Below are 13805 nucleotides of genomic sequence, written 5' to 3'. Positions count from 1 at the left end.
TCATTCAGGGTCGTGTTGGACAATCAAGTCCCTAATCACTCCCTACATGATTTGTCCTTGTACTGTGTCCCATTACAACAGGATACAAAAATAAAAGTTTAGACAAATCTAAAAATAGTTTTCTATATACAAAAAATAGCCAAAGATAAATTCTCCGTTGAAAAGCAGTGCTTTAGAAGAATTTACTTTGGCTATTCAGGTAGTAGTGCAGCGTCGGCTGATAAGCCTTCAGCCACAAACACTCCTTTTACTTAGTAGTCAGAATAATTTGCCCCTCCGGGTTTTGGCGGTCGATACCATCTTCGGCGGTAATAAACACCCGCGTAGGTTCAGTTACGGAAGTAGCGTTCAGACTAGCCTTGAGTGATTTTGACGAGGGGCTTAGCTGACCCAACTTTTTTACGGCATTTCGGCCATCTTCCATCCAGACAATGTAAGCTTCTTTGGCAGGGGTAAGATTCTTTGGTTCTGCCAGATTTCTGACATCTATGGAGAGTGTGTAGTTATCATTCTTATCCTTCTTTGTTTGTACCGCGCCGGTAGCAGCCGGCACAATAGACGAAGTAAGAAAGTTCATACCTGTGGTACAGGCGCTCAGCGTGAAGACGAACAGGCAGATAATAGCGATTGATTTACTTGTTTTCATAGGATTAGACTGTTTGTTACTGTATTAACCGTTAAACTGACGGAGAGTTTTACCAGGACGTATTCCAATTAGTATCTGGAGAAAATAAACGAAAGATCAACGCTGAGCATATTCCAGTCGGGTTTACATCCGTTTGCCTCTTCCTGATTTCTATTGTTCCGTTGCGGGCGTTGTGCGGTTAACCTCCTGTTTGCCAGCGGTAGTTCGGCTACTGTCCCGCTGCTCGGCATTGCGCAATTCCCGTTCGAGAAAATAGTTAAGGGCCGTTCGAAGCACGGCAATAGCGGCCAGTAAACCAACGTCGTTCCAGTTTGGTGCTACGGCCGTTTTCAGAATATCGGCACCTAATTCAAGTTCCAGCGCCAGCGCCAGTGACCGGCCCAGCGTTAGCCGAATTTCCTCTTTAGGCACCATCAGACCCCTTCCTCCTTCGGCAATACGAAGGTCCTGCCGAATGGCAAGGAGGGCAGCTGTAAAATTCCATAAGGCTCGCAGTGAGGCCAGCGCGATAACAATTGCGGCTCCGGCTTCAATCCAGCGGGCCAACGATAGCGTAACGTTTTTTATCAACTCGTCCATTCCTTACTTGCACCTCCCTTACGGGTCAGGTCCATTTTTCTTTCATCGCATCATACAGTGACCGTACCTCCTTTTTTTCGTAATCGGTAGCCAGCGTTTCTTCGGCATGGGCTACCGTTAGCAACGCCTGCTCACGGATAGTGGCTTTCCGTTCCTCATCCACTGCACAGTCGCTTATCAGAACCAGTGCCCGAATCAAGCGCCGGAGAACAGCATGATTCCCTTTGGCATTAATCCGGACCAGATCGAAAGCCAGCCGGATATAGTTTTCAAAATCAGCCGATAACACCACTATTCTCAAGTGTTTACCGTCGGAACGGAATGGGGCAGGAAACTCGCGGTGGGCCAGTTGCGCCACGATAGCCCCCAGGTAATCGACTGCCATAACGGCCGTTGTGGTGTCGTTGATACCGGGCGACAGGGCTTTTAGCGCGATATCGACCAACTGCTGAATACCGAAGGACACATCCTGACTGATACTCCGGTTCCGGCCAATGCTAACATATTTGATTAAATCATCAGGCCAGTCGGCTTCATCCGGGTCTGGCCGTTCCAGGCCACTACGCACGCTGAAAATAACCGAGTTCTCACCCACAAAGGCGCCCATGTCCCGGTCGATCCGCAACACTACCTTATGCTTGGTAGCCCACCGGAGTAACCCAACCGTGTTAATTCGCTGTAGATAACCCGTATGGCTGGATACAACCGGATGCCAGCCCGTGTCGTCATTGCTATACTCCAGCGCAATTTTGGTTTCTTCCGGATCGTCGATAGGGTCACCAAACTTATCGGGGTAAAGGCTCTCAATGGCATCGACCGTTTCCTGGTGGATGTGCCGGACAATGGTACCCGTCTGTAGCGATTCGGCGATGTGGTGGATAAACAAAATGAGGGCCGCCACCCCGCCCAAGGCCAGAATGAGCCCTACCAGCACGGCGGTACCCGGTACGAACTTATTTTCATCGGTCCCCCGAATGGTACCCAGTACGATCAGGCAGTACGTAAAAACGCCTACAAAATAGCCCATCACGACCTGATTGATCCGATCGGCCATAAAGTTCCGCAACACCCGGGGTGAGTACTGGCTGCTCACCTGCGTAATGGTGGTTAGCGTCAGGGAAAAAGCCAGGGCGGCAACGGTAAGCATGGAACCGGCAATGGCCGTGAGCATACCCCGCGACCCCTCCGCTCCCACACCAAATAGCAGTGGGTAACTCTTGGTACCGTTCCAGGAAGTGTTGGCATCAAATTCGATCAATCCACCGGCCAGTCCTATGGCCGTAATGACCATTAGCCCCGGAACAAACCAGAGGGATTCCTGTAGTTGCTGCCAATAGTGTCGAAATCGGGTATTCATCGAGGAAAGGGGTATAGCTATCCTGATTAACCAGTACCGTGAGAAATGGTTACAAAAACCGACCGACCATACCTTTCCCGTTTATCGGTCTATTACCCGAATACGCTTATTTATTGAGCGCAGAGGACGCCTACTGCCAGCCGCCACCCAGCGAGCGATACAGTTCCGTCAAGGCCAGGAACTGAGCCTGCTTGCTACTGATCAGGGCCAGCTCTGCTTCCAGCACGCTGCGCTGCGCCGTAATCACTTCCAGGTAAGAGGCATACCCACCCGCAAACAGGTCATTGGACGTAGCGACAGCTTTACGTAATACATCGACCTCCTGCCCCTGCAAATCGGCTACGGCCCGGTAGTTCTCAACACCCCGCAAATTGGTAACCACCTCGCTGAAGCCCGTCAGCACGGTTTGCCGATAGCGGTAAAAAGACTCCCGGCTCTGCGCAACCGACTGCCCGTAGTTGGCTTTCAGAAAACGGCGGTTGAACACGGGGGCAGTGAGGCCACCCAGCAGACCGGCCGCAATGGATGCCGGGTTGATCAGGGTTTCGAGCCGATAGGAATTTACGCCTACGTAGGCCGATAAATTCAGCGACGGCAGGAACGACGCACGGGCTACGTCGATGTCGATATTAGCGGCCTGTAATTCCAGTTCGGCCTGCCGGATATCGGGTCGGCGGGTAAGCATCTGCGTGGGTAGTCCCGCCAGCACCTGACCGGGCAACTCCCACTCCTGAAGCGATTTGCCCCGCTCTATGGGTTGCGGGAAGCGCCCCATCAGTCGATTCAACTGATTTTCTGTCTCGATGATTTGCTGCTGAATCCGGCGTTGCCGACTTTGGGTGTTGAGCAACTGAGCGGTAAACTGCTGCACGGCCAGTTCCGTTACCCGCCCCGCCAGCTTCTGTACCTTTACCAGTTCGACGGCGTTTTGCTGAAGGTCCATGTTTTTCTGGATAATCTCCAGCTCACCATCCAGAGACAGTAAGGTGTAGTAATGCCGGGCAACTTCGGCAACCAATGAGGTAATGACCAGATTGCGGCCTTCCTGCGAAGCCAGGAAGCGAATGTAAGCGGCTTTCCGGCGATTGCGCAGCTTGCCCCACAGGTCAATTTCCCAGGTACTGCGGGCACCCAGAAAAAAATCGGGCGTGGGGTTGGGAATGAGCAGGTTTCCCTGCACATTGCTGGACAGGTTGGTATCAAAGTTGCCAACTCCATTCAGGGTGGTTTTGCCGTAGCGGTCCAACCCCGCCGAAGCGGCCAGATCGACCTGCGGCATCAGGAAACCCTGACTATAGTTGTAAGACGCCCGTGCTACCTCGATCCGCTGCGTGGCTATTTGTAAGTCCATATTGCCAGCCAGCGTCGTATCGATGAGGTGAACCAGATAGGGGTCATCGAAAAAGGTATGCCAGTTTTCGGTACCGATACTGGTCGAGTCGTCACTACCGATAAAGGCAACGGGCGTGGGCCGGGCAGATGGCTGTTGCAGAGGCTGGTAGTTCATCTGACAACCACCCATTGCAAACAACAGAAGGTAGGGAAGATAATACGGTATTTTAATCAATTTGTTCTTGAATGACTGCACCATTAGGGTGGGATTGGCTAATTTCTAAAACAGACTCGTTTTCGTTGAGAGGACTGAGATGCCCGTCCTTATGGGCTGATTTACCGGGCTTTCCCCGCTCGGCCAGGCTGGCGAAAATGACGTACAGACCCGGAATCACGAACAGCCCAAACAGGGTTCCCGTGAGCATTCCCCCGGCTGCCGCCGTACCGATAGAGCGGTTACCCACGGCCCCAGCCCCGGTTGCCACCATCAGCGGAACAAGTCCGGCAATGAAGGCGAACGAAGTCATTAATATAGGACGCAGTCGGGATACGGCCCCTTCAATGGCAGCCTTCACAATGGGTATGCCTTCCTTTTGTCGCTGATTGGCAAACTCCACAATCAGGATAGCGTTTTTCCCCAGCAGACCAATGAGCATAACCAGGGCTACCTGCGCGTAAATGTTATTCTGCAATCCCAGCACCTGCAGCAGCAGGAACGATCCGAAGATACCCGTAGGCAATGACAGGATAACCGGTAGTGGCAACAGCATGCTCTCATACTGCGCTACCAGCAGCAGGTAAACGAACAGGAGACAGATGGCAAAAATATACAGCGCCTGATCACCCGACAGAATCTCTTCACGGGTCATGCCCGACCACTCATAACTAAACCCTTTGGGGAGCGTTTTCTTGGCTACTTCCTGAATGGCCCTGATGGCATCGCCACTGCTGTAGCCCGGTGCAGGTTCGCCATTAATCATGGCCGAGGTGTACATATTGTAGCGGGTAAGCTGCTCCGGCCCATAAACCCGTTCAAGCCGTATAAAGTTGGAGTACGGCACCATTTCGCCCTGGTCGTTTTTCACACGCATCGTCAGCACATCTTCGGGTTTGGTGCGGTAGCTGGGGTCGGCCTGCACGTACACCTTGTACATTTGGCCAAACCGAATAAAGTTCGATGCGTAGTAACTGCCCATCAGGGTTTGCAGAGTGCTCATGGCATTATCGGTAGAAACGCCTTTTTGAGCGGCCTTTTCATGATCGATGTGAATCATGTACTGCGGGAAGTTGGGATCGAAACTCGTAAAGGCGTTCCGAATCTCGGGTCGCTTATCAAGAGCCTCAATAAATGCTTTGTTTACATTGGTCATCTTTTGCAGATCGCCACTGCGGCCCACGTCGAGCAGCCGCACCTCAAAACCACTGGCGTTACCAAATCCCGGCACGGTAGGGGGCGGAAAAAACTGAATGCTGGCATCCGAAATGGTTTTGGCTTTCTCTTCGAGCTTGGCAATCATGTCCTGCATCGACTCGGTGCGCTGGTCCCAGGGTTTGAGGTTAATCATACCCATCCCGTACGAAGCCCCTGCCCCGTCGGTCATCAGGCTGTACCCAGCCAGGGTGGACACGTTTTCAACGGCATCTTCCTTACTGGCCAATGCCTGAATTTCATCCAGTACTTTCTCCGTCCGGGATACGGTTGCTCCGGCGGGCGTAGTGACGTTGGCATAAATCATGCCCTGATCTTCGGTTGGAATGAAGCCCCCGGGCAGAATAGCACTAACGCCCCAGGTACCAACTATAAAAGCAAGCAGCACCCCCCAGGTGAGGACGCTTCGGCTCAGCAACGGGCGCAACAGACCGCTGTACTTGTTGGCCAGTTTATCGTATCCGTGGTTAAACCGGGCAAAGAAGCGTCCCAGTAAGCCCTTTTGTCCGTTGGGATTGTGGGGCCTCAGCATAATGGCGCACAGCGCGGGCGTCAGTGTCAGGGCGTTGACGCCCGAAATAACGATGGAAATAGCCAGCGTCAGCGAAAACTGCCGGTAGAAAATACCCACTGGCCCACTCATGAACGCCACCGGTACGAATACGGCCGACATCACCAGCGTAATAGCCACAATGGCACCGGCAATATCACCCATTGCCGAAAACGTGGCGACTCGTGGCGAAAGGTGGTCCTCTTCCATTTTGGCGTGGACAGCCTCCACCACTACAATGGCGTTATCAACCACGATACCGATGGCCAGTACCAGCGCAAATAGTGTAAGCAAGTTGATGGAGAAACCAATGGCACTCATAAAGGCAAACGTACCCACCAGGGCCACCGGCACAGCCAGAGCGCAGATGAGCGTAGCCCGCCAGTCCTGCAAAAACAGGAATACTATGATGAACACCAGAATAAAGGCTTCAAACAGCGTGTGCAGCACGTTATCGATGGATGCGTCCAGAAAGCGAGACACGTCGTAGGCGTAGTTATAGGTCATACCCGCCGGAAACGACCGTTCTTTCAACTCCGCCATGCGCTTTTTTACGTTGGCAATTACCTCGCTGGCATTGGAACCGGGCCGTTGCTTGAGCATAATGGCCGCCGAAGGCTTTCCGTCGTTCTTCGACAGTACCCCGTAGTCTGCCGAGCCGAACTCCACGTCGGCCACGTCTTTGAGCCGCAACAGGGAGCCGTCGTCGTTGGAGCGCAATACCAGATTTTCGTATTGGGCAGGTTCAAAAAACTTACCCGTATAGCGCAGCACATACTGGATAGTCTGGGGGTCGCGGTCGGCACTTTCACCCGCTTTACCAGGGGCAGCTTCCACGTTCTGCTTCCGAATACCGGCAATCACATCGTCGGCCGATATTCCATAAACCGTCATTCGGTCAGGCTTGAGCCATACCCGCATGGAGTAGTCACGGCTGCCCATGATAGCGGCAAAACCCACCCCATCAATCCGCTTGAGCTCCGCCAGAATGTTAATGTCGGCGAAGTTGTAAATGAATTTCTCATCAACCGCCGGGTCATTACTCACGACGTTGAGGTACAACAGCATACTGTTCACCTCTTTTTCAGTAACAACCCCCGCCTTGATTACCTCCTCGGGCAATTCGTCGAGTACGGTCGTTACCCGGTTCTGTACGTTTACCGATGCCAGGTCGGGATCGATACCCACGTTAAAGAACACGGTGATGATGGATGTGCCATCGTTGCCCGACACCGAGGTCATGTACGTCATGCCCGGTACACCGTTGATGGCCCGTTCGAGCGGGGTAACAACAGCCTTGACGCTTACGTCGGCACTGGCTCCGGTGTATCGGGTCGTGACCGTTACCGAAGGGGGAACAATATCGGGAAACTGCGTGACGGGCAGTCCGAACAATGCCAGTATCCCCAGCAGGACAATCAGCACCGAAATGACCCCTGAGAGTAAAGGTCTTTTGATGAATAATTCAAACATAATAGCGGTTTTTCTGACGGTGAAAGACGGAACCTATTGGCGTGCTGACGAATACATAGCCAGCAGACTATCGGCAGGCATTGTTTTCGGGATAATGGTCATGCCGTCTTTTATGTTCTGGACTCCCTGGTACACAATTCGGTCGCCCGGACGAAGGCCGGACTGAACGATATAGAACTGGTCTACCCGGCTGCTGGGTACAAAGCTCCGGCTTTTGACCTTATTCTGCGCGTCGACTACGTAAACAAAACTTTTGTCCTGCACGTCGAACACGGACTTTTGCGGCACCAGCACGGCATCGGTCACATCGGTACTCAAGCGGACTTTACCCGTGGCCCCGTGGCGGAGCAACCGGTCGGGATTAGGAAAGCGTGCCCGGAAAGCAATGGTCCCGGAGTTGCCTTCAAAAATGGTTTCGGTGGTCTCTATTTTGCCTTTGTAGGGGTAAACCGAGTCATCGGCCAGGAGGAGTTCTACCTCGCGGGCCATCGTTTTCTCGGGATTGAGCCTTTTCTTGATGAAAGCAAGATATTCTTTTTCCGATACGTTAAAGTAGGCATATATCTGTTGTATGTCCGTAACACTGGTGAGCAGTGCCCCTTCTTCAATCAGGCTCCCCTGCTTATAGGGTATCCGGTTGATGACCCCATCGAACGGTGATCTGATATCCGTGAGCGATACCATACGTCGGGCGTTGGACAGGGCCGCTTTTGCCTGATCGATGGCTCCTTTGGCTACCTCAATTTTTGCTTTGGCAAGTTTCAGTTCGGAGCCGGAAATAATATTCTTGTCGACCAGTAGTTTTATCCGGTCCATTTCAATTGTTGCGGATCGGGACTGTGCTGTAGCACTCTCCAGGCTGGCTCTTGCCCTATCTACCCCTACCTGATACTCGGCCGGGTTGAGCCGGAAAAGAAGCTGCCCTTTCCGAACGGCCTTCCCCTCATCGACCAGTATTTTATCCAGGTAACCGGCCACCCGGGCGCGTACTTCAACATTCTGTACCGCTTCGAGATTACTCGCGTAATCGTGGTCCAGCGTGGCACTCTGGCTACTAAGCTGAATAACCGGAAACGGTTGGCTAACCACCTTTTCTTTTTCTTTCTTTTCACCTTCTGAAGTGCAATTGCTCAGCAGGAAGCTCAAAAGCAGGACGCTGGTGCCTAAATGATAATTCATACAAGTATGTTGATCGGAATAATTTCAGTTCGTTTGTTAAAGAGATAATTAAGGTAACCGAGAAATGAGCCACCTGTTTACCTGCTTTGGCAAATAAGGAAATGAGTGTATATAGGGGCTTAGAAAAGTATTAGAATTTACTTAGAATTAGAGGACAGGGACAAATTAATCGATAAAGCCAGTCATCCAGCTACTCAGAAAACGATGTAAAATGAAGAGTATCAATTATGAAGCCTGCCGCCAACAAACCATCGCTGAGAGCTGGCGGGTGGGAAAGTCAAAACGGGCAAGACTACACGTGGCCCGGTAGCGGCAGAAATATCCCGTGACCGGCTATTAAGGCCTGCTAACAAATTTGATTTACACCGTTAATAGTGCAAATTCTGCAAGGGTACTCTAGTGAACCCAAGCCTGATAAACTAGGCATCTGTATGGTCTTGTGTTCTATGGAATCGAAGAAAATGACATACGTCATTGACCATTCCCATAGGTCCTCAAGTTACAAATTTCTGTCTTTCCGCGATAGCCAACCTGTTCTGTCAGTCACTTTCCCCGCATTACGCTACTTTTGTCTCTCCTTTACTACACGTTCCTCCTGCCAACCAACCGCGTCCGGGTACCTGAATAACTAATGAAGATGAAAAATAAATTAGTCCTGTTTGTCCTGCTTGCCTTTGCTACCAACGGAACGGCTCAGGTGCTTGGCACCACAAGCGACCCTGTGGAACTGGTCAATCCGCTGGTGGGTACCGATTCCAAACCGAGCTTATCCAACGGCAATACATACCCGGCCATCGCCTTACCCTGGGGGATGAACTTCTGGATGCCACAAACCGGCAAGATGGGGAGCGGCTGGGCCTATACGTACGGTGCCGACAAAATCAGGGGCTTCAAACAAACCCATCAGCCATCGCCCTGGATGAACGATTACGGCCAGTTTTCGCTCATGCCCGTTACCGGTAAACTGCGTATCAACGAGGACGAACGCGCCAGTTGGTACTCACACAAAGCCGAAGTGGTGAAGCCTTATTATTATAGTGTCTATCTGGCCGACCATAATGTTACGACCGAAATTGCCCCAACCGAACGGGCAGCCAGTTTTCGCTTTACGTTCCCCAAAACCGATAGTGCCTACGTGGTAGTCGACGCCTTTGATAAGGGCTCGTACGTAAAAATCATACCGAAGGAACGTAAAATCATTGGCTATACTACCCGCAATAGCGGGGGGGTGCCGGACAATTTCAAAAACTACTTCGTCATTCAGTTCGACAAGCCGTTTGCTACTGCGCAGGCCTGGCACGGCAAGACACTGGCCAACGATACCCTGGAGATTCAGGCAGCCCATGCCGGTGCAGTGGTTCAATTCAGCACCACCAAAGGAGAAGCGGTCAATGCCCGCGTGGCCTCCTCGTTTATCAGCTACGAACAGGCCGAACGAAACCTGGACGAGATTGGGAAAGATACTTTCGAGATGGTTAGGAACAAAGCTAAAACGGTCTGGAACAACGAACTGAGCCGGATAAACGTGGCGGGTGGAACACCGGCCCAGATGCGTACATTTTACTCCTGTCTGTATCGGTCGCTGCTATTTCCGCGTAAGTTCTTCGAGTTCGATGCCGATAAAAAAGTAGTGCATTACAGCCCATATAATGGTAAAGTACTTCCCGGCTATATGTTTACCGACACGGGTTTCTGGGATACATTCCGATCCATGTTTCCGTTTCTGAACCTGATGTATCCCTCGCTCAATGCCCAGATGCAGGCGGGGCTTGCCAACGCCTACAAAGAGGGGGGCTGGTTGCCGGAGTGGGCCAGCCCAGGTTTACGAAACACGATGGTCGGCTCCAATTCGGCCTCTGTCATTGCCGATGCTTACCTGAAAGGGGGCCGTAACTACGACATCAATACTTTGTACGAAGCCGTTCTGAAGAATTCGGAAAATGAGGGACCGATGGATGCCGTTGGCCGGAAGGGCGTAACGTATTACAATGAACTGGGATACGTACCGTACGATGTGGGCATTAACGAAAACGCGGCCCGGACGCTCGAATACGCCTACGACGATTTTGCCATTTATCAACTAGCCAAAGCCCTGAAACGTCCGCAGGCCGAGATTGACCGGTTTGCCAAACGCTCCCAGAACTACCGTAACCTGTTCGACAAACAGACGGGGCTGATGCGCGGTAAAAACAAAAACGGGTCGTTTCAGTCACCGTTCAACCCCTTTAAATGGGGCGATGCATTCACCGAAGGCAATAGCTGGCACTATACCTGGTCGGTGTTTCACGATGTGCAGGGCCTGGTCGATCTGATGGGGGGCCGGCAGGCGTTTGTGAGCAAGCTGGATTCGGTATTTACCATGCCACCTGTTTTTGACGCCCGTTATTACGGGAGCGTTATCCACGAAATTCGGGAGATGCAGATTGCCAATATGGGTCAGTACGCGCATGGCAACCAGCCGATTCAGCACATGATTTATCTCTACAACTACGCTGGTGAGCCCTGGAAAGCCCAGTACTGGCTCCGGGAGGTGATGGACCGCCTGTATCTGCCAACACCCGACGGGTACTGTGGCGATGAAGATAACGGACAAACCTCCGCTTGGTACGTATTTACGGCCATGGGTTTTTATCCGGTTTGCCCGGCTACGGATCAGTACGTACTGGGAGCACCCCTGTTCAGGCAGGTGACGGCAACGCTGGAAAGCGGCAAAAAAATTATTATCAATGCGCCAGCCAATAACGACCGGAACCGGTATATCGACGCAATGCGACTCAACGGAAAAGCATACGAAAAAAATTGGCTCAGTCACGAAACCCTGCAACAGGGTGTCACCATAGACATCGATATGTCGGCCAAACCAAACAAACAGCGGGGCACTAAACCAGCGGATTACCCCTACTCGTTTTCGACCGAAAAGACGAATTAGCGCATTAAAGTGACTCCGGTCCAGTAGGCTAGTCCTGCTCAATACCCGTCACTCATCCCTATTTTAGTTATACGCATCAACGAAATCGTTATAAATTAGTACCTTTGTCTGAACCGTCCTCCTTGCCGAGTGAAGTCATTTGTTGCTATCGGTTTCTTGATTCTGTTACTCTATCACCTGATCGGGTTGCCACTTGCGGTACTCACTTTCGAGCAATCGTACGAGTCAGCTACACCGGTTTCGCTGGCAGATCAATGGAAACTGGTCAAACTCCCCATCTCTTTACCCTACACCAGTACCTGGGAAAATACTGATGGGCAGGATGGCCTGATTCAGGATGGAAACGTTTTTTACAACATCGTTCGACAACATTATGCGAACGACACGCTATACACCCTGCTCAAAACGAACCAGTCGGCCAGGGAGCGTTTCTTTGATCTGGCCGATCAACTTCAGCAACTTAACAACGACCAGGAAACAACCCAGTCACCGCTGAGCCGCCTGCTCAAACTGCTGAAAGATCGGTTGACGACCTATCTTCCGCCATTAGTACTCCATCTGGCGCAGCCCGGCCAGTCGTCCGCTTTGCCCTGCGTTCGCTATGGCAGCGTACCGCTGTCCCTCTACGATACCGACCTCGATTTTCCCTCCCCCCCACCCCGTAGTTAGTCTGTTCTCTGTTGATTTTCTGACAAGCCTGGTCAATCGGTCTATATAGACAATTGTACCGGCTTGCGAATTTGGCTGGGTCGCTCTACCGCAACCCCTCAACTACTTATAGGCTATTTACGCATGAAACGTATCCTTTTCGTACTCTCCTTACTGCTGATTGGCCTGGTGGCTTGTCAGCCTGACGCAACGCCCGATCAGTACAACACGCGGGCTGCCAACCCGCAGTTGCTCAACGACTGCTCCCAGCGGTTGACAAGTATTATTATTCACGATATTTTCAAACCACCCGTTGCCAGTCGTATCTATGGTTATACGTATCTGGCTACGTATGAAGCCCTGCGCCCCGGTTATGCCGGTTACCCCTCACTGCTGGGTAAATTAAATGGCTCGACACCCGCCCCAGAACCCCGGCCGAATGAAGCTTATTGCTTTCCACTGGCCGGTTTGACAGCCTTCCTGACCATTTCCCGTGCGCTGACGTTTTCAGAGAATTTATGGGATGAATTCGATCAGGAAATGGCGCCAAAATTAAAGGCGCTCAACATTCCCAATGATGTGTATGAACGCTCCACGCACTATGGCGAAGCAGTAGCCAAACATGTATTGGCCTATGCCGGCAAAGACCACTACAAGGAAACACGCGGTTTCCGCTACAGTGTTACCAACAAGCCGGGTACCTGGGTCCCTACCCCCCCGTCGTACGCCGATGCCTGCGAACCCCAATGGAACACGGTGCGCCTGTTTGCGCTGGACTCGGCCCGGCAGTTCCGCTGCCCCCCTCCGGCTACCTACGATCTGAATCCGAAAAGCAAGTTCTGGAAACTAACGCAGGAAGTGTATGACATGGGTAAACGGCAGGATAAAGAGGAACAGGCGACTGCCTATTTCTGGGACGATAACGCCTTTGTAACCAACATATCCGGGCACGTTATGTTTGCCAGCAAAAAGATGACACCTCCTGGTCACTGGCTGGCTATTGCCACAACCCTGGCCCGTCAACAGAAATTCAGCCTGATCCAGAGCGCGCAGTTGTACTCTCTAACCTCCATTGCTATGTACGATGCCTTTATTGCCTGCTGGGAGGAGAAATATGCCAGCGTTCGTATTCGTCCCGAAACCGTGATAAACAACAACCTGGACCCAACCTGGCGGCCTTTTCTGGAAACCCCGGCTTTCCCGGAATATGTGAGTGGCCACAGCGCTATTTCGGCCGCTGCGGGCCGGGTCATTGCCCGTCTGGTTGGCCCCAACGTAGCCTTTACCGACTCAACGGAGCACCCGTATGGTCACGGCGTGCGCCATTTTTCATCAGTTGAGGCCGCGTATCAGGAAGCGTCCATCAGCCGGGTTTACGGCGGTATTCATTACCGCGATGGCGTTGAAGAAGGTACTCATCAGGGCGAGCATGTCGGGCAATGGGTATTAACGAAACTGGTACCGGAACCCGTCATAGCGGCCAAATAATCCGGTCGCTTGTTTAGCCTGAGTAGCCCAAACGGGCTACTCAGGCTACCGTTCAATCAGGCCAGGGATGGGATTATTGGGCAATAGCCTGTTCCTGAATGACGCCCTTATTTTTTTAGTCAATTGCCGGGCACACGTGATGGCTCGTACATGAATTGTACGCGCTAATAAGGTCATTTAAAATTAATTGCCTAC

At 52.0% G+C, this 13805-nt stretch carries 9 protein-coding genes; 3 read left to right on the top strand and 6 right to left on the bottom strand.

Features of this window, described 5'->3' with window-relative positions:
* Positions 1 to 247 precede the first annotated feature (247 nt).
* From B156_RS0112865 to B156_RS0112840, 6 genes are all read right to left on the bottom strand, one after another.
* Complete coding sequence (locus tag B156_RS0112865) at positions 248 to 646, bottom strand: hypothetical protein (protein ID WP_018620136.1); 399 nt, start codon at positions 644 to 646, stop codon at positions 248 to 250.
* A gap of 150 nt (positions 647 to 796) precedes the next feature.
* Complete coding sequence (locus B156_RS0112860) at positions 797 to 1225, bottom strand: DUF1622 domain-containing protein (protein ID WP_018620135.1); 429 nt, start codon at positions 1223 to 1225, stop codon at positions 797 to 799.
* 25 nt (positions 1226 to 1250) lie between these two features.
* Positions 1251 to 2582: a DUF2254 domain-containing protein gene (locus B156_RS0112855; protein WP_018620134.1), complete on the bottom strand. Its 1332-nt coding sequence runs from the start codon at positions 2580 to 2582 to the stop codon at positions 1251 to 1253.
* Between the two features lie 130 nt (positions 2583 to 2712).
* Positions 2713 to 4173: a TolC family protein gene (locus B156_RS0112850; protein WP_018620133.1), complete on the bottom strand. Its 1461-nt coding sequence runs from the start codon at positions 4171 to 4173 to the stop codon at positions 2713 to 2715.
* A complete protein-coding gene (locus B156_RS0112845; RefSeq protein ID WP_018620132.1) occupies positions 4142 to 7366 on the bottom strand; it encodes an efflux RND transporter permease subunit in 3225 nt (1074 codons plus the stop codon). The genes B156_RS0112850 and B156_RS0112845 overlap by 32 nt, the downstream gene beginning before the upstream one ends.
* A 33-nt stretch (positions 7367 to 7399) precedes the next feature.
* On the bottom strand, positions 7400 to 8545 hold the full coding sequence (locus B156_RS0112840; RefSeq protein WP_018620131.1) for an efflux RND transporter periplasmic adaptor subunit: 1146 nt from the start codon (positions 8543 to 8545) through the stop codon (positions 7400 to 7402).
* 637 nt (positions 8546 to 9182) lie between these two features.
* On the opposite strand from B156_RS0112840, the gene B156_RS0112835 reads away from it, so the two are divergent.
* From B156_RS0112835 to B156_RS0112825, 3 genes are all read left to right on the top strand, one after another.
* Positions 9183 to 11474 carry a GH92 family glycosyl hydrolase gene (locus B156_RS0112835; protein WP_018620130.1) on the top strand — a complete coding sequence of 764 codons (2292 nt, stop codon included), beginning with the start codon at positions 9183 to 9185 and terminating at the stop codon, positions 11472 to 11474.
* 129 nt (positions 11475 to 11603) lie between these two features.
* Positions 11604 to 12143 (top strand): hypothetical protein, encoded by a 540-nt coding sequence (locus B156_RS0112830; protein WP_018620129.1) that lies wholly within the window; start codon positions 11604 to 11606, stop codon positions 12141 to 12143.
* A 123-nt stretch (positions 12144 to 12266) separates the two neighbouring features.
* Positions 12267 to 13610, top strand: coding sequence for a vanadium-dependent haloperoxidase (locus B156_RS0112825; protein WP_018620128.1), 1344 nt, complete (start codon positions 12267 to 12269; stop codon positions 13608 to 13610).
* Positions 13611 to 13805: the final 195 nt, after the last annotated feature.

The organism is Spirosoma luteum DSM 19990 (assembly GCF_000374065.1).
GTDB lineage: Bacteria > Bacteroidota > Bacteroidia > Cytophagales > Spirosomataceae > Spirosoma > Spirosoma luteum.
Note: the sequence above shows the minus strand (reverse complement) of the source record. Positions and strands in the feature narration are given on the sequence as shown.

Bases quoted from the DNA above. Each gene is read 5' to 3' on its own strand.
- B156_RS0112865 (WP_018620136.1), bottom strand. From the start codon at position 646: ATGAAAACAAGTAAATCAATCGCTATTATCTGCCTGTTCGTCTTCACG.
- B156_RS0112860 (WP_018620135.1), bottom strand. From the start codon at position 1,225: ATGGACGAGTTGATAAAAAACGTTACGCTATCGTTGGCCCGCTGGATT.
- B156_RS0112855 (WP_018620134.1), bottom strand. From the start codon at position 2,582: ATGAATACCCGATTTCGACACTATTGGCAGCAACTACAGGAATCCCTC.
- B156_RS0112850 (WP_018620133.1), bottom strand. From the start codon at position 4,173: ATGGTGCAGTCATTCAAGAACAAATTGATTAAAATACCGTATTATCTT.
- B156_RS0112845 (WP_018620132.1), bottom strand. From the start codon at position 7,366: ATGTTTGAATTATTCATCAAAAGACCTTTACTCTCAGGGGTCATTTCG.
- B156_RS0112840 (WP_018620131.1), bottom strand. From the start codon at position 8,545: ATGAATTATCATTTAGGCACCAGCGTCCTGCTTTTGAGCTTCCTGCTG.
- B156_RS0112835 (WP_018620130.1), top strand. From the start codon at position 9,183: ATGAAAAATAAATTAGTCCTGTTTGTCCTGCTTGCCTTTGCTACCAAC.
- B156_RS0112825 (WP_018620128.1), top strand. From the start codon at position 12,267: ATGAAACGTATCCTTTTCGTACTCTCCTTACTGCTGATTGGCCTGGTG.